Origin of the sequence: Virgibacillus sp. W0181 (assembly GCF_051846915.1) — a bacterium.
GTDB lineage: Bacteria > Bacillota > Bacilli > Bacillales > Amphibacillaceae > JBPYCR01.
Genome location: NZ_JBPYCR010000007.1, coordinates 25,951 through 43,659, shown reverse-complemented (window position 1 = coordinate 43,659; position 17,709 = coordinate 25,951). Strand labels below are relative to the sequence as shown.

Genomic DNA, 17,709 nt, shown 5'->3' with positions numbered 1-17,709 from the left:
ATAATTATGTAATAAGGTTATATGATTTCGAGATATTTACGAAACATCTGTACCTGAATTCAATATTGTACTAACCGTGTCACAAATGTCCTGCACATTAAACGGTTTTGCTACAATTTTTTTCACTAAATACGATTCCTTTATTTCTATATCAATGTTTTCGACTAACCCGCTCATCACAATCACCGGAACCTGCATATAATCTGCTTCCATTTGTTTAATAAATTGATATCCATCGATAATTGGCAATTTGTAATCAAGCATGATTAAATCAAACACATTGTTTTCTACTTTCTGTACTGCTTCTTTTCCCGTTTTGGCGGCTTCTACTAAATATCCTTCACTCTCAAAAATGTCCGTTAACAATAATCGTATACCTGGTTGATCATCCACAATAAGTAGTTTACTTTTCATATCCACTTTCAACCCCCATCGTTTTTCAAGAATATCCACCTGTACTTAAATTTACTAGCTTCCCTGTTTAAACTTATTGTAAACTAAAAAAGAAACTTTTGGTCATAATTCAGACTTGTTGCAGGTGTTTCTAACGAATTCGACAGTCTTTAACCCTTTGAATATTGGGGAATAAGTTTGCTTTCCAAACCACTTTGTTTGAATTTAACATATTCATCTAAAAATACAATACATCGCATCGTGTTGTCAAAAAAACCCAAACAAAGAGAATTATTCCCTTTATTTGGGTTTATTTTTATATATTAAGCCTTTTTTACAATAGCGCCGATAAAGCCTTCAATTAATGGATGTGGGCGTGTTGGACGTGATTTGAATTCTGGATGGTATTGGCAAGCGACAAACCACGGATGGTCCTTTAACTCGATTGCTTTAATTGCATCCTCATCCGGACTAGTACCGGAGAAAATAAGCCCTTTTTCTTCCAACGCTTGTTTATATTCCATATTGATTTCAAACTTATGGCGGTGGCGTTCATTAATCGTTTCTTCATAATTGTAAGCAGCCTGTATTTTCGTACCATCCTTTAGCGTGCATGGATAAGTGCCAAGCCTTAAATCAGGCAACTCTTTCAACGCTTCAATGGTCGTTATAATCGGGTGAGCTGTATTCGGTTCTATTTCAATCGTATGTGCGTTTTCTAATCCTGCTACGTTTCGGGCAAATTCAACTGCTGCCAGCTGCATGCCAAGGCATATACCGAAAAATGGAACTTTATTTTCTCTCGCATAGCGAATGGCTTCTATTTTTCCGTCGATGCCACGCTTTCCAAACCCACCAGGAACAATAATCCCGTCAACATGGGCTAATTCCTTCTGTATTGTATCACCAGTAAGCGTTTCTGAGTTTACCCAATGTATACGGACGTCTGTATCGTACGTAAAGCCTGCATGCTTCAACGATTCTACAACGGATAAATATGCATCAGGTAATTCGACATACTTCCCGACGAGTGCAATACGCGCTTCCTTTTTTAAATGCAATACTTTATTGACGAGCGCATTCCATTCAATCATATCCGCTTCATTACAAGATAAGTGGAGATGTTCGCATACGAGTTGGTCGAACTTTTGCGTTTGCATGGCAATTGGTACATGATAAAGGGTTTCTACATCCCGCATTTCAATAACCGCTTTTTTATTAATATCACAGAATAATGATATTTTTTCTTTCATTTCAGTGCTGATGGCATGTTCGGTGCGTAAGACAATCGCATCAGGCTGAATGCCAAGTGAACGTAATTCTTTTACGCTATGCTGTGTCGGTTTTGTTTTGATTTCGCCGGCTGCTTGAATAAAAGGAACAAGGGTACAATGAATATACATGACATGGTCCCTGCCAACGTCACTTTTAATTTGTCGGATCGCCTCCAAGAATGGTAACGATTCAATATCCCCAACTGTTCCTCCGATTTCAGTAATGACAACATCGGCATCAGTCGCTTCCCCGGCACGATATACTTGATCTTTAATTTCATTTGTAATATGCGGGATTACTTGGACGGTTGCTCCTTTATAGTCTCCGCGTCTTTCCTTTTTCAGTACACTTGAATATACTTTTCCTGTCGTAATGTTACTATATTTGTTTAAATCAATATCAATGAAGCGCTCATAATGCCCCAAATCCAAGTCCGTTTCTGCGCCGTCTTCCGTTACAAAAACTTCGCCATGTTGGTATGGACTCATGGAACCGGGATCCACATTAATATAAGGGTCAAATTTTTGTAACGTAACCTTCAAACCCCTATTTTTTAATAAACGCCCTAAAGACGCCGCTGTTATTCCTTTTCCGAGTGACGACACAACTCCACCTGTTACAAAAATGTACTTTGTCACTTTTATCCCTCTCTTTTCCATTATCCTAAAATCCTATCTTTATTATTTCTTTTAGTATATACAGGAGATTCCATTAAAAACAAAATTAATGAAACAGGTAAAAATCACCCTTATTGCCAATCTCATTTTTCAAGGGCAAAAGGTGCTAACCTGTCTCAAAAAAACAAAAGCGTTCCCCTTTTCATAGGGGAACGCTATATTTACTAACTATTTTTTATAGAGCCCAATAAGTATAATACGCATCGCGGTGATAAAAGTCAAGTACAAGTCAAGCCTATGTCAAGCAGATCAACATCCATTGATTGCGTTCACCTACATCGGTGCGAAAGGTCTATTATTAAAAGGTTATATTTTTAGGTGAATAGATATAAAAATCAAATCTTTATTCCGGTCAAGCTGGAATAGGTCACATCCGGATCTTACACTTCATCCTCGTCTTCATCTTCCTCTTCTTCCTCATAGTCGTCTGTATACGCTTCGTCAAATGCTTCATCTTCCAAATCAAAATCTTCATCTTCTAGATCGTCTTCAGGGTCTTCTAAATCGAAATCTGCCTCTGTATTTTTTGCAGCTTTTTTCTTCTTCTTTTTCTTCGGCGCCGGTTCCGGAGCAACTACATCACCAACATGATTAACCGGGTACCACCGTTTAAGCCCCCACACATTAGAACCAAGTGTTGCAAAACGACCATCCACATTTAAATCTGTATAAAAACGAGCAATATTTTCTCCTTTGTCCGATTCAGTAAATCCTTTTAACTCGGATATTTTAGAAAATAAGTCATTGAAATTAATTGCTTGCTTTTCATCCAACAATATTAAATTAGCCAATTCAATCATGGACATTTCCTTCGTATCCGCGTGGCTGTATTTTTCCAAGCTCACGGTCATGCACTCCCTTTTCTCGTATTATTTAATTTTTTTCTTATTTGATTTTTTGTAGTATAAACCATCCCATACATTATAAGCAAATATCACCTTATTATGCTATAAAAAAATTTAAAAAAAGTCGATTAAAACACACCGACTTTTTAAAAAGTTAAACAGATTAGTATACTTGTTTATTTTTATCTGTCGTTTGTTTCCTCTTTTGTATCTACATTTCCCTGTACTGCTACTGCTTGCAAGAAGAACTCTGTTTGTTTGGCAATATACGTCTCCAAATTAAACTGTTTTTGCAAAGTCCACCTTCTAAACGCCCACATCTGCCCTTGCACAAACATATTATTTGCCAATAATTCTGCATCTATCGCCTTTAATTCATGGGGAACACAAGTTACAATCACCCATTTCAGCATACTAACCATATCACGCTCTTTATCCAGTATATACCTCAGGTCTTTATCCTTTAGTGATTTGACTTCCTGGTACATAATAATTACTTCATCCTGAATTTCATCCATGAGCCTGAAATAAAGTTCAATAACGGTAGCAAGACTTTCTAATGATGGATTTTGAAAGTCGATCGTCTTTTCCATTCGTTCCGTTACTTGATCATAAATAGAATCACAAACTAAAAATAAAATATCCTCTTTTGTACGAATATATTCATATAAAGTGCCAATGCTAAACCCTGCTTCATTCGCGATTTCTCTTGTAGTCGTACGATGAAACCCTTTTTGTTTAAATAATGTAATTGCACCTTTAATCATTTGTTTCCGTCGTTTTTCTACCAACTCGGTGTTTTTTATGTTGGAGAAAATTTTATTTTGGTCCATTGTTTATCGGCCTCCTTTTTATTTAAGCTCGTAAGCCTGCATGGTTCTCTTATTTGCTCGGTTATTGTAAATTTTTATTTGTTAAATATTAACGAAAGTACAAATGCACAGAATCTGATTTCTAATCACATGTTTATTGCTTTGGTTTACTAAATGATGAAAAAGATGTTATATTGTCGTTTTTTTGATTACGAACCTTTTTATTCCGTCACCATTCGACCAATAACGAGTCGTTGAATTTCATTTGTTCCTTCATAAATTTGGGTGATTTTTGCATCACGCATATAACGTTCTACCGGATAATCTTTCGTATATCCGTAACCACCAAAAACTTGGACGGCTTCAACTGTTGTACGCATTGCCATATCGCCTGCAAATAACTTTGCCATGGAAGACGCTTTTCCGTATTCATAACCATTTGATTCAAGCCATGCAGCCTTATAGGTTAACAGCCTTGCAGCTTCAATTTCCGTAGCCATATCGGCTAGCTTGAAGGAAATACCCTGATTATGGGCTATCGGTTTCCCGAATTGCTCGCGCTCCTTTGCATAATTGATAGCAGCATCCAGCGCACCTTGTGCAATTCCTACTGCCTGAGCAGCAATTCCGCTTCTTCCTCCATCCAAAGTGGTCATTGCAATCTTGAAGCCATCCCCTTCATCTCCTAACCGATTTTCCTCTGGGATGCGGCAGTTTTCGAACATGACTTCTGCTGTAGGGGATGACCGTATACCAAGTTTTTTTTCTTTCTTACCAATCGAAAACCCTTCCATTCCTTCTTCGACAATAAAAGCAGTAATCCCATTATGTTTTGCTGCTGGATCGGTTTTTGCAAATACGATATAAATATCAGCAACTCCACCATTTGTAATCCACACTTTATTGCCATTTAAAATATAAGCGTCGCCGTCTTTTTTAGCGGACATTTCCATCGAAGCAACGTCACTGCCTGCACCCGCTTCCGATAGCGCAAAAGCTCCCAGCGCCTCTCCGCCCGCCAATCGTGTTAAAAAGTTCTTTTTCTGTTTCTCTGTTCCATACATATATATCGGCCAGCTCGCAAGTGATAGATGTGCTGATAACGTGACACCAGTAGAGGCACAAACACTGGATAATTCTTCAACGGCAATGATATAGCTCAAATAGTCTGATCCAATACCCTCATATTTCTCCGGCCAAGGAATGCCCGTCAAACCGAGCTCAGCCATTTGATCATAAATTTTTCTATCAAAACGCTCTTCTTCATCACGCTCCCTTGCAGTCGGTTCCACTTCCTTTTTAGCAAAGTCGCGAATCATTTTACGTAACATATCATGTTCTTCAGATAAGCGAAAATCCATTTACATCCCTCCTTGTGCTTTTGTTATTGAAAAGCTTTTGGCTACGTCTATTCTGCTAAGAAAGTTGCTTCAGTAAATTTATAAATGTTTTGCGATCACAATATGTTGGATTTCATTTGTTCCTTCATAAATTTCCGTTACTTTAGCGTCCCGAAAGTATCTTTCAATTGGATAATCCTCGGTATAACCATATCCCCCAAAAATCTGAACAGCTTCAATTGCTGTTTTCATAGCAACCTTCGACGCATACATTTTGGCCATTGATACTTCTTTTCTGCACGATGCCTTTTGCTCAATTAATGCGGCTGCCCGGTAAGTAAGTAGCTTGGCGGCTTCAACTTCTGTTGCCATATTCGCCAGCTTAAAGGAGATTCCTTGGTGGTTAGCAATCGTCTTTCCGAATTGTTCCCGTTCTTTAGCATACGTTATGGCATATTCCATAGCGCCTTCCGCAATACCTAACGCTTGGGCAGCAATTCCGATGCGACCAGCATTCAAATTAGCCATCGCTACTTGAAATCCTTCCCCTTCTTTCCCAAGCAACTGTGTATTTGGCACTTGGCAATTGTCAAAAATTATTTCTGCGGTGCTAGAGCCGTGAAGGCCCATCTTCTTTTCCTCTTTGCCGATTGAAAGCCCCGGCGTGTCTTTCTCCACGATAAACGCGCTAATTCCCTTACTGCCGCCTTCCTCATTCGTTCGTGCGAAAACGATAAATGTATCTGCCTCTTTACCATTTGTAATAAATGCTTTCGATCCATTTAGAATATAATGATTCTCGGATTTTTTTGCCTGTGTCTTCAAATTGGCGGCATCAGATCCTGCGCCCGGTTCCGTCAATGCAAAAGCACCGAGATACTTTCCCGAAGCGAGTTTAGGTAAGTAATGTTTTTTCTGTTCGTCGTTACCGTACGAAAGAATTGGATTTGTACCAACAGCTGTATGAACGGATAAAATGACACCTACTGCTGCACTTACTTTAGAAAGTTCGCGAATCGCAGTTGTATACGAAATGTAATCCATTCCGCTCCCACCATATTTTTCTGGTATGGGGATTCCCATGATACCGAGCTCGCCCATCTGTTTGATAAGCTCATGAGGAAATCGGAAATCCTGTTCCATACGTTCAACTTCCTTGGCTACTGTATTTTTGGCAAAGTCACGAACCATTTTTTGGATCATCTTTTGTTCGTCTGTTAAACAAAGATTCATGTTGATGCCTCTCTTCGGTTATTAATAACGATAGTATATATAAGAGCTATAATTTTAGCGTCTGCTCTGTTATTTACGTTTCTGTAAGCTACGTATTCTCTGTCCAGCCCAATGTTTGCTAACCGCTGAATTGTAATTCGGCTTTAGGCATTACTCGGTTACTCATAGACATAAAAGCCGCGCCCGGATTTTTTCCCCAACCAACCTGCTTTAACATACTGTCTTAGTAAGGGACAAGGGCGGTATTTACTATCACTAAACCCTTCATGCAGAACTTCCATAATATAAAGACACGTATCCAAGCCGATAAAGTCAGCCAGTGTCAATGGCCCCATCGGATGATTCATTCCAAGCTTCATTACTGTATCTACATCTTCCGGTGATGAAACACCTTCATAAACGGCATAAATCGCTTCATTGATCATTGGCATCAATATCCGATTAGCTGCGAATCCGGGAGAATCATTTACTTCTACAGCTGTTTTGTTAATTTTATTCGTAAGTTCTTCAATCGTTTGATACGTTTCATCACTTGTCTGCAGTCCCCTAATAATTTCAACAAGCTTCATTACCGGAACCGGATTCATAAAATGCATGCCAATAACTTGATCTGGTCGGTTCGTCACCGCAGCTATTTCCGTTATCGAAATTGATGAAGTGTTAGTAGCTAATATCGTATGTTCTTGCTTATAGGTGGCAAGCTCCTTAAAAATAGTTTTTTTGATATCTACATTTTCAACCGCCGCTTCAATTACTAGATCACAGGAAGCTGCATCTTGTATATCTGTTGAACGTGTCAAATTGTTCAACGTATCTTCCTTCCCCTGTTCGGTTATGCGTTCCTTTTTTACAGATCGGTTTAGGAACTTTTCAATTGTCTCCATTCCTTTATTCAGCGCATCCTTATTTTTGTCATGCAAGTATACGTTAAACCCTGACTGAGCAAATACTTGTGCTATGCCAGACCCCATTTGCCCGGCGCCGACGACCATCACATGCTGTACGTCGTTCATGAAAATTCCTCCCTTAGTTTTATCGATTATATTAATAATAAGCGTTTTTCTCCATTTGTTACTTTTTAAAATGGAACTTAATATAAAGATTTCTGTTAGATATTTTCATTTTTCAGTTTCGATGTAGTAATTTTATACGTATGAAAAGTGATTCTAAATTCAGGATTAGCGGTGTTGGGTTTGAAATGCCGGCTCCTTTCCCATTGACGCCAATGCTTCCTCGGGTAAAGTCGACAGATAACTGAGCGTTCAGTCAAAAATATTATGCATTTTATTCCTGCAATTAATCTTACAGGAATAAATGCTTTTTTTATTTAAAAGGTAAGAAGTATAAAATTTTGCGCATAGCTGTCTAGCAGCGTCGTACAATTCTTTTCGGTGGGACGAAAGCGTAGCTACATTCCTAGGACATTCTAATGCAAATCTTTTCGGAGGGATAAGCATTTAAGCGCAGTCCTAGGATGTTGCGCTTTTAGCCTGCGAAGGGCTTGCGCTTTTCTTATCTAGGGACCTCCACCATAATGGCGTCACCTTGCCCTCCACCGCTACAAATAGCAGCAATTCCAATTCCGCCGCCCCGGCGCTTCAATTCATGTATTAGTGTCAAAATGATGCGTGATCCACTTGCGCCAATTGGATGACCAAGGGCAACCGCTCCACCGTTGACATTTACTTTTTCACTATCGATTCCAGCTATTTTTTCACTTGCAAGAGAAACAGCTGCAAAGGCTTCATTTATTTCAAATAAGGTTATGTCTTCCTTAGTTTTTCCTGTTTGTTCCAATAGTTTATTAATAACAAGACCAGGGGTTTGTGGGAAATCTTTTCCTTCCACCGCTACTTCTGCATGACCGATTATTGTTGCCATTGGCGACTTCCCAAGCTCTTCAGCCTTTTCATCCGACATTATTACAAATGCTGCGGCACCATCATTGACTCCAGGAGCATTCCCAGCTGTAATTGTACCCTCTGCATCAAATGCCGGACGCAGCTTTGCGAGTTTTTCCATGCTCGTATCTTTTCTAGGCGCTTCATCGGTATCTACAACAATCGTTTCTCCTTTGCGTTGAGGTATCTCAACAGAAACAATCTCCTCTGAAAATTTACCAGCTTCAATCGCGGCTACCGCACGGTGGTGACTGCGCCAGGACCATTCATCCTGTTCCTCCCGGGACAGTTCATATTCTTCTGCAGTATTATTTCCGTAAGATCCCATATGAACGCCAGTAAACGAACATGTAAGTCCATCATGAATCATCATGTCTTTGACCGTTTTATCACCCATACGATTTCCCCAGCGGGCATCTGGTAAAAAATATGGTGCATTGCTCATACTTTCCATTCCACCTGCAATGATTGTATCCTCTTCGCCTAATCGAATAAGCTGATCTGCTAATGTAACACTGCGCAAACCGGAAGCACAAACTTTGTTGATCGTTTCTGTTTTTACACTCCAAGGAATTCCAGCTTCTCGAGCGGCTTGGCGTGACGGGATTTGGCCTTGGCCGCCTTGTAATACATTTCCGATAATGACCTCATCAATCTCATTTGCGTCCAATTCGGCTCGTTGGACAGCTTCCCGGATGGCAATACCACCGAGTTGAGATGCGGTAAATGCTCTTAATGCACCGCCAAATTTCCCAAATGGTGTTCTGGCTCCTGAGACAATTACAGCTTTCCTCATGACTACATCCTCCTATAAATTAGCTCATTATTAATACATTGTTAGTTTTTGGGCTAAATCGATTAAAGAATATAAGTGTACGCTCCTACTTAAATCGTAGCGACTGGGCCTAAAGCAAGTGAAAATAACATTATAATTATATGTGCACTTTCCGCTTCTCTGATTGACCAGTCGTTCAGATTTAAGTGAATAAGAAGGAGGCTAATTATTGCCTCCTCAATATAGCATTACAACTGTTAACAGAATTTAATGATTCTTCTATTCATTATACAATTTTAAACCCGATTTAGGCTACCTTTAGCTATTTTAATTGTAAAACTATTTGTGTCTCTTGGAAAAACCGGATTAAGGTATGTCACACCTTGAATCTGACTTTCTCCCGTCCTATTAAATTAATTATTTGTTGGAAATCAATTTATTTCTATAAAAGATCAAGCTGTTTTTGTTTCATTTTCTGTTAAAACCGACAATGCTAAAATTTCTGCCACATCCATCGTTCCTATATCCTCTTCCACTTCTTTTGCTTTTGTTCCATCACTCAGCATCGTTAAACAGAATGGACATGCACTCGATATCATCGTTGGTTTCACTGCTATTGCTTGTTCTGTCCGTGCCACATTTATGCGATTTCCAGTCGTTTCTTCTGTCCACATCAGGCCGCCTCCAGCACCGCAGCACATGCCATTTTCCCGTGTGCGATCCATCTCCACAAGTTCAAGTCCTGGAATTGCCTGCAATATTTCTCGCGGCGGGTCATAAACACCATTATATCTACCAAGATAACAGGAGTCATGATAAGTGAGTCGTTCGTTTATCGCCCGTCGAGGAGTTAACTGTCCCTTCATTACTAAATCATAGAGTAACTGAGTATGATGGTACACTTCTGCTTCATAACCAAAATCAGGATACTCATTTTTAAAAATATTATATGCATGTGGATCAATCGTGACGATCTTTTTCACATCATTTTTTTCAAAGGTTTTGATGTTTTTCTCTGCGATTTCTTGAAACAAAAATTCGTTTCCAATTCTTCGGGCTGTATCTCCTGAGTTTGCTTCTTTATTCCCAAGAATGGCAAAGTTGACACCAGCCTTGTTCATTAACTTTGCAAAAGCAATTGCAATTTTTTGACTGCGACTGTCATACGAACCCATAGAACTGACCCAGAATAGATATTCAAATTCTTTGTCTTCTTTTTTCAATTCCTTAATTGTTGGGATATAGGCCGTTTCGTCAAGTTCACGCCATTTTATTCGGTCCTTTTTCGATAATCCCCACGGGTTTCCTTGTCGCTCGATATTCGTTACTGCTCGTTGTGCATCAGGGTCCATTTTCCCTTCTGTCATAACGAGATAGCGGCGCATGTCAATAATTTGCCCAACATGCTCGTTCATAACCGGACAAGCATCTTCACAATTACGACAAGTCGTGCAACCGGCAAGCTCTTCTTCCGTAATGACATCGCCAATCATGCTAATCGTTTCCATCGTAGCGGATGCCTCTTTATTACCCGCCTTTGCAAGTTGGTCAGCAGTTTTATCCGTAAATGCATAGGACGGAACCCAAGGCGATTTTCCCGTAATAGCTGCACCTTTTTCATTCAAATGATCACGCAATTTGATCATAATATCCATTGGCGACAGCATTTTTCCAGTACCTGATGCAGGACAGACATCTGTACAACGCCCACATTCGACGCACGCATAAAAATCAAGCATTTGCTCGCGGTCGAAATCTTCCACTTTCCCTACACCAAAGGATATCTCCTCTTCGTCTGCATCTTCATCAATGTCAAAATCGATCGTCTTTAATTTTCCAGGTACACGCTTGCTAATAAACACATTGATTGGAGCAGCAATCAAGTGCGCGTGTTTGGACTGAGGTACGTAAATTAGAAATGCGAGAATCGTAATGGTATGAATCCACCAGGCGATGAAAAAGAAAACCATCGCTGCGGTCGGGCTTAGCCAACCAAATGCGCCTGCTACTAAACTTGCAATCGGTTCTGTCCATGCCGTTCCTGTTCCATGCCATATTTGGGCCATTCCATTTCCCAGTAATACCGACAGCATTAGTGTCCCGATAAACACAAGAACAAGCCCTGCTTTGAATCCCCGTTTCAACCGGACAATTTTTTCCACATATCGGCGGTGAAAAGCCCATACAACAGCAACGAGGATCATGAGTGTGACAAGTTCCTGAAAAAATGTAAAGCCGGGATATAATGGGCCAAACGGTAAATGGTTCCCAGGTGCCAGCCCTTTTACAAACATATCAATCGCACCAAATTGAACAAGAATAAAGCCGTAGAACATCATGACGTGAATGATTCCTGACTTCGGATCTTTCAGTAACTTGGATTGACCGAATACAATCACCCAAACCTTGCGCAGCCGCTCTTTCCAGGCCAAGTCAAAAGCTGTTTTTTTACCAAGTTTTATGTATGCATAGCGTGTTGCTACTGCTTTGAAAAACAAATAAATACCATATATTGTAATTGTAATAAAAGCGATAAAATTAATAAGTAAAAATGTTTCCATCTGAACGATCCTCCTTTAATAATAGTATAACGGAAAATGAAGGCGATTGCATATGGGGAAATAATGATCATAATGCTGTTAACAGAAAAAGCCAGTTCTCTAAGAAGGGCGTGAAGCACCCACACTTAAGAACTGGCTGACATCTAGGGTTAGCTCAGCTTTGCGAAGCAGAGTCTATTAGATTCGGCAGTTAAAATTATTTAGTTAATAAATTTATACCAAAAATCTGTATGATTGTCAAATTTATCTGTGGCTTCCAAAACCTCTTATAAACAGACTTTTTAACATAAAAACTCAGTTACTCATGCTAATCATATTGCATGCCGCAACGTTCGCCGGATTTTCCTCACATCTTCTCCGGTGCACTTACTCCAATTATTGCCAAGGCATTGGCAATTGTTATCCGTACGGCTTTCATTAAAGCGATCCGAGCGCTTGTAAGTTCTTTATTCGTATCATCTAATACTTTTTCTGCATTATAGAAGCTATGCAGCAAGGATGCTAAATCAAAAACGTATTGTGTTACTCGGTAAGGTGTTTTTTGTTTGGCAGCTTCTGCGATTATTTGTGGGAATTCGCCGAGCTTCTTCAGCAGATCCACTTCTTTTTCGGCAATAAGCAAGGTTGTATCGAAGGACTCATTGATGGGGAATCCTTTTTCCTCTGCTTGTTTAAGCATCGTACAAACACGCGCATGTGCATACTGTACATAGTAAACCGGATTTTCATTTGAATTGGAGCGTGCCAAATCCATATCAAAGTCGAGCTGGGAATCATTCGAGCGTGTTACGAAAAAGTACCGGGCAGCATCAACGCCTACTTCGTCTATCAGCTCACTGAGCGACACTGCTTTTCCAGTTCGCTTGCTCATTTTAACCTTTTTGCCGTTTTCAAATAGATTTACCATTTGAATAATTTTCACGACGAATTTCTCTTTCGAGTAGCCTAACCCCTGGATTGCTGCGCTCATCCGGGAGATATACCCGTGATGGTCCGCGCCCCAAACGTTTACGATCGTATCAAATCCACGATCAAGCTTGTCCTGGTGATAGGCGATATCCGGAGTTAAATACGTATACGTTCCATCGTTTTTTATTAGCACACGATCTTTATCATCCGAAAATGCTGTAGACCTGAGCCATGTAGCTCCGTCTTTTTCATACGTATAATTTGCCTCTTCCAGTGTCCGCAATGCTTCAATAATTTTTCCACTCTTGTAAAGCGATGTTTCCGAAAACCAATGATCAAAATGTGTCCGGAATTCGGCCAAATCTTTTTTTATTTTGCCTAATTCATAATTCAAACCATATTCCCGGAAAAAATCCAATCGTTCTGACTTTTCTGCGTGTAACCATTTATCATTGTATTCGGCTGCTAGCGTTTTTCCAATTTCAATAATATCTGCTCCATGATAGCCATCTTCAGGCATTGATATGTCTTTCCCTAGCGCCTGCATGTACCGAGCTTCAACGGATAAAGCCAAGTTGTCAATTTGTTTACCGGCATCGTTTATATAATATTCCCGTTCAACTTCATAGCCAGCTGCCGCAAGCACATTGCTTAAAACATCACCAAATGCAGCACCGCGTGCATGACCTAGATGAAGTTCTCCAGTTGGATTGACGGAAACAAACTCCACCTGAATCCGCTCACCTTTTCCGGCAGACGTTTTACCGTAGGCATCTCCTTCTTTTAAAATAACCGGTACAATATCCCCAAGGAAATCACTCTTCATAAAAAAGTTAATAAACCCCGGCCCGGCAATTTCAACCTTTTCAATGGAGCCTTTTGACTGATCGAGATTGGCTACAACTTCATCGGCAATTTGACGAGGGGCTTTTTTGGCAATACGCGCAAGTTGCATAGCGATGTTCGTTGCAAAATCCCCGTGAGATTTATCCTTTGGTTTTTCCAGCATAATGGTGGGCAGCTCTTCTTCGGCTGCTAAATTTGCTTTGATGATTGCCGCTGCGATCTCCTGCTGCAATGTTTGTTCAATATTTTCCAGCAAGTTCAATGTGTTTCCTCCTCTGTAAAGATAAGCTTTAATTGATGTGCACGTTCGGTTTCTCCGTTTAATTTAACGGTATATGAAATAAACAGTTGTCCGCTTTTCGTTTGGTCCAAGGGTTCATACGCAAGTGTATGTGTCATTGTTTCCATACCTATTTGCCCGAAAGGATGTTGAAATTGGCTTTCGGTTTTACGATGCAGGCGGAACTGTTGGTTCATCGTGATAGCTCCTGACCGTTTCACATTTACTTTTTCCGAGTGGATCGTTATAAAGTTTTTTATCGTTTCGTTATTGTCGTTTTTTTCTTCAAACGTAAGTACGCCTGTCGACCCTCTTTGATAAAAAGTACCTTCCGCCGCAATATGATTATGCTCTTTTCCTTCATTATCATCAATAACGGTGTGAAGCTTAATTTTTACCTTTTTTTCTGTTCGATTCATTGGTTGCACTCCTGCTTCCGATATGGCAAAGCGTGCCAGCATATCCATCGTCTCACACTGTATATATCGTTGGTACTCTGTCATTAAGAAAATGTAAGTCATCCAGTATTTTATTATAACGATAATTTGTTTGATTTCCAATTGAAACGGCGAATCTTCCAGTGATTATTGTTTCTCAGCATTTTTACTTATGATCTTTTCATCACTTGCTGATGCGAGGCTTTCAAGCGCATGATTCGTCATCATTCCCGTTTTTACAGACATATTGTGTTTAATTATTACCGCATTTTACCATACTGAAAATATATTCGGGAAATGGAGTCAATGATATGAAGCGAAGGAAACGACATGTTAAAAAAAGATATCTGCTTATTAAACTATTCATTCTTGTTACGACATCTGTAGTTCTTTTTATCACAGGTATATATGCATCTGGTTATTTACTGGGCCCGCCCTCATTAACAAAAGATCAAAGTACAATTTATTATAGTGCTGAGGGGGACGTAATTGGGAATGAAAAAGGACCGGGAAACCTTCATTCAGTCTCGTTAGAGGATATTCCGGACCACCTCATCCATGCAACGCTCGCGGTAGAGGATCAACATTTTTACTCACACCACGGGTTTGACTTTAAACGAATTGCCCGGGCACTGATTACAAATCTGCAAACCAACTCCCTTAAAGAAGGGGCAAGTACGCTAACGCAGCAATACGCACGCAACTTATTCTTAACACATGAAAAAACATGGGTGCGGAAATTGAAGGAAGCGTTCTACACCATTCGGCTGGAAATGTTTTATTCAAAAGATGAACTATTGGAAGGCTACTTGAATGTTATTTACTACGGTCACGGGGCATACGGAATTGAAGCAGCGAGCGAGACTTTTTTTGGCAAAAAGGTTGATGAGCTTTCATTGGCGGAGGCTACGATGCTTGTCGGTATTCCAAAGGGACCGACATATTATTCCCCTTTTAATGATGAACAGCGGGCGAAGAAACGACAGGAAAGCATTTTACAATTATTGCGAAACAAAGAAGAAATAACGGAAGCAGATTATGTAACAGCAAAGCAGGAAGAACTGAATTACGCCCCTTTGAAACAGATAAGTACTGATGATATTGCTCCTTATTTTCAAGATGTTGCATTAAAAGAAGCTAGTCGATTGCTGAGGTTGCCAAAAGAAGCTATTAAAACAAGTGGCTATCGCATTTATACAACATTGAATATGAAAATGCAGCAGCAACTTGAAGAAAAAATAGAACAGCATGTCGACTCAACAAGTGATCTGGAGGTTGGAGCGCTCGCCATTCATCCGAAAAACGGCGCAATTCGAGCGCTAGTTGGAGGGCGTTCCTATAGTAAAAGTCCTTTTAATCGGGCCGTCTCTGCAAAGCGAATGACTGGTTCCAGTTTCAAGCCTTTTTTGTATTACACTGCTTTAAACCATGGCTATAACGCAACAACAATGCTAACAAGCAAGCCAACAGCATTCGAATTAGATGATGGAAAAATTTACCAACCAAGCAACTACAATGACTACTACGCGTATGAACCCATTACACTCGCACAAGCATTGGCATTGTCGGATAATATATATGCTGTGAAGACGAACCTATTTCTCGGACCGGATAAATTAGTCAATACTGCGAAAAAGCTTGGGATCACAAGTGCACTTCCTGAAGTTCCTTCACTAGCTCTTGGAACCGTTTCCATATCTGTCGATGAAATGGTTACTGCTTATGGCATATTAGCAAACGGAGGACGGGATATAAAAAGCTATTCGATTAAAAAGATTGTTGATCGACATGGAAAAACCGTATATTCGCGTGAAGAAACTACCGGCAAACAAATCCTTGATCCAAACAAGACGTTTATTTTAACGGACTTAATGACTGGGATGTTTGACGACGGCTGGAATGGCTATATGCCAGTAACTGGGTCTACAATTGCCAACCGCCTGAGCAGAACCTATGCCGGAAAATCAGGAACAACAAATGCGGACAGCTGGATGATCGGTTACAGTCCATCACTCGTAACCGGCGTATGGACAGGATATGATGATAACCGACCAATGAAATATGCTTCTGAATCGGCCTATGCCAAAAATATATGGGCTTCGTTCATGGAAGCTGCGCATAAAGGGTTACCCAACCGTTCATTCCGTGTACCTGCAGGAGTCGTCCGGGCTGCGATCGATCCCGCATCCGGTCGGCTTGCCACTCCTTATTGCCCGACAATTCAATCTGTTTACTTTGAGAAAGGCTCCAAACCTACCTCTCACTGCACACTTCATTTTTATGAGGACGAAGAAGAAAATGACCTTGAAGATGAAAGTAACAGTGAAGATAACGATGGTGGGATTATTCGCCGTCTTTTTGAAATATTTAGCTAATGCGGAGCGTGCCGACTGCTTACGATTTTTCGTAAGGTCATAAAGTATAAAACTTTGTGCATAGCTGTCTAGCTTAAGCGCCCAGAAACTAGGCGACTTCCCGCAGCGCCTTACGATAAGTCATCATCGATTCGCACAGCTCATCGTGATTCCTTTATCTCAGTTGCTTCGGTCCATTCGCTACGTTTCTAAGCAGGGCGCTTGCGCTTTTCCTATTAATAAAGAAGCCGACCCGTACAGCAATTGTAGGTGCTGTTTAGGTCGGCTTCTTTTTTGTCCTAGCAAACATGTGTATAGCCCATGTATATCTATCTTACAAACTCCTAAAGCAAATCACAAGACTTTCGTGGTTTATTCCTGATTTGTCACAAAGTGTTCACGACTTTAATGGGTATGAAATTCTTTTATCGAAGTGTTGCTCCCACCAACGCTTCGGAAGTATGTAGCATCTTTATCAATCTTCACCGCTACGAATAGGATTAATTCTCCGACAATGCTTCTCTAAGCTCGTTGCTTGAATTGTTCCACATGTCTTCATTAAACCCGACTAAAAATTCGCGCAGCAACCGTTTCGAATGGTTATCCATATGCTCAACTGCGATTTTTCCTTTTAACGATTTTTCCATATGGGTTACATGCTGAGGCATCGATTTATAAGCTCGTTTGTTCGGACGATCCACACGCAGTTCACTGGCTGCAACACCCGCATAGAATGGACCGATTTCTCCTTTTTCAACAGTCACCCACACAATCCAATATAATAACCCATTGGGTACTTCTTCGCGATTCGAAAGATACTTGACCCGTCGTTCGATTGAGCTGCGTGCATGCATGGCATCCATATCGACATATGCCTTATTTTCATTCGGATCAACAATGACCGAAGACATATTTTCCAGACTGATTGACCCGATTCCATACCCGCCGTGACCATCGGTAGAGTCATCTTTTATGATCGTAAAGCTTTTTTGTTTTTTATTTGAAGATTGACCTTTATCCAAAATAGATCCTCCTTCGCTAGTTAGGTTCTCCTTGTATTGTAGCACCGTT

13 protein-coding genes are annotated in these 17,709 nt (G+C 40.3%); 1 reads left to right on the top strand and 12 read right to left on the bottom strand.

Translation table 11 applies throughout. The features are described 5' to 3' along the window. Nucleotides 1-36: 36 nt before the first annotated feature. The 11 genes from ACLIBG_RS04650 to ACLIBG_RS04600 form a co-directional block, all read right to left on the bottom strand. A complete protein-coding gene (locus ACLIBG_RS04650; RefSeq protein WP_439311638.1) occupies nucleotides 37-414 on the bottom strand; it encodes a response regulator in 378 nt (125 codons plus the stop codon). 302 nt (nucleotides 415-716) lie between these two features. After that, entirely contained in the window at nucleotides 717-2,306 is a 1,590-nt protein-coding gene (locus tag ACLIBG_RS04645) for a CTP synthase (protein ID WP_439311558.1), read from the bottom strand. 419 nt (nucleotides 2,307-2,725) lie between these two features. Beyond that, nucleotides 2,726-3,190 carry a DNA-directed RNA polymerase subunit delta gene (gene rpoE / locus ACLIBG_RS04640; RefSeq protein ID WP_439311557.1) on the bottom strand — a complete coding sequence of 155 codons (465 nt, stop codon included), beginning with the start codon at nucleotides 3,188-3,190 and terminating at the stop codon, nucleotides 2,726-2,728. A 182-nt stretch (nucleotides 3,191-3,372) separates the two neighbouring features. Continuing rightward, nucleotides 3,373-4,023 carry a TetR/AcrR family transcriptional regulator gene (locus ACLIBG_RS04635; RefSeq protein WP_439311556.1) on the bottom strand — a complete coding sequence of 217 codons (651 nt, stop codon included), beginning with the start codon at nucleotides 4,021-4,023 and terminating at the stop codon, nucleotides 3,373-3,375. A 200-nt stretch (nucleotides 4,024-4,223) separates the two neighbouring features. Next, nucleotides 4,224-5,363, bottom strand: coding sequence for an acyl-CoA dehydrogenase (locus tag ACLIBG_RS04630; protein WP_439311555.1), 1,140 nt, complete (start codon nucleotides 5,361-5,363; stop codon nucleotides 4,224-4,226). Nucleotides 5,364-5,441: 78 nt separating this feature from the next. After that, complete coding sequence (locus ACLIBG_RS04625) at nucleotides 5,442-6,575, bottom strand: acyl-CoA dehydrogenase (RefSeq protein WP_439311554.1); 1,134 nt, start codon at nucleotides 6,573-6,575, stop codon at nucleotides 5,442-5,444. A 158-nt stretch (nucleotides 6,576-6,733) separates the two neighbouring features. Beyond that, on the bottom strand, nucleotides 6,734-7,588 hold the full coding sequence (locus ACLIBG_RS04620) for a 3-hydroxybutyryl-CoA dehydrogenase (protein WP_439311553.1): 855 nt from the start codon (nucleotides 7,586-7,588) through the stop codon (nucleotides 6,734-6,736). 499 nt (nucleotides 7,589-8,087) lie between these two features. Next, nucleotides 8,088-9,272 carry an acetyl-CoA C-acetyltransferase gene (locus tag ACLIBG_RS04615; RefSeq protein ID WP_439311552.1) on the bottom strand — a complete coding sequence of 395 codons (1,185 nt, stop codon included), beginning with the start codon at nucleotides 9,270-9,272 and terminating at the stop codon, nucleotides 8,088-8,090. 431 nt (nucleotides 9,273-9,703) lie between these two features. After that, a complete protein-coding gene (locus ACLIBG_RS04610; RefSeq protein WP_439311551.1) occupies nucleotides 9,704-11,812 on the bottom strand; it encodes a (Fe-S)-binding protein in 2,109 nt (702 codons plus the stop codon). A gap of 346 nt (nucleotides 11,813-12,158) precedes the next feature. Continuing rightward, on the bottom strand, nucleotides 12,159-13,829 hold the full coding sequence (argS, locus tag ACLIBG_RS04605) for an arginine--tRNA ligase (protein ID WP_439311550.1): 1,671 nt from the start codon (nucleotides 13,827-13,829) through the stop codon (nucleotides 12,159-12,161). Continuing rightward, on the bottom strand, nucleotides 13,826-14,266 hold the full coding sequence (locus ACLIBG_RS04600; RefSeq protein WP_439311549.1) for a DUF1934 domain-containing protein: 441 nt from the start codon (nucleotides 14,264-14,266) through the stop codon (nucleotides 13,826-13,828). The genes argS and ACLIBG_RS04600 overlap by 4 nt, the downstream gene beginning before the upstream one ends. 329 nt (nucleotides 14,267-14,595) lie before the next feature. Between ACLIBG_RS04600 and ACLIBG_RS04595 the strand changes: the two genes are divergently transcribed. Then, nucleotides 14,596-16,659, top strand: coding sequence for a transglycosylase domain-containing protein (locus tag ACLIBG_RS04595; protein ID WP_439311548.1), 2,064 nt, complete (start codon nucleotides 14,596-14,598; stop codon nucleotides 16,657-16,659). Nucleotides 16,660-17,138: 479 nt separating this feature from the next. On the opposite strand, the gene ACLIBG_RS04590 is transcribed toward ACLIBG_RS04595, so the two are convergent. After that, nucleotides 17,139-17,660 (bottom strand): YwhD family protein, encoded by a 522-nt coding sequence (locus tag ACLIBG_RS04590; protein ID WP_439311547.1) that lies wholly within the window; start codon nucleotides 17,658-17,660, stop codon nucleotides 17,139-17,141. Nucleotides 17,661-17,709 lie beyond the last annotated feature (49 nt).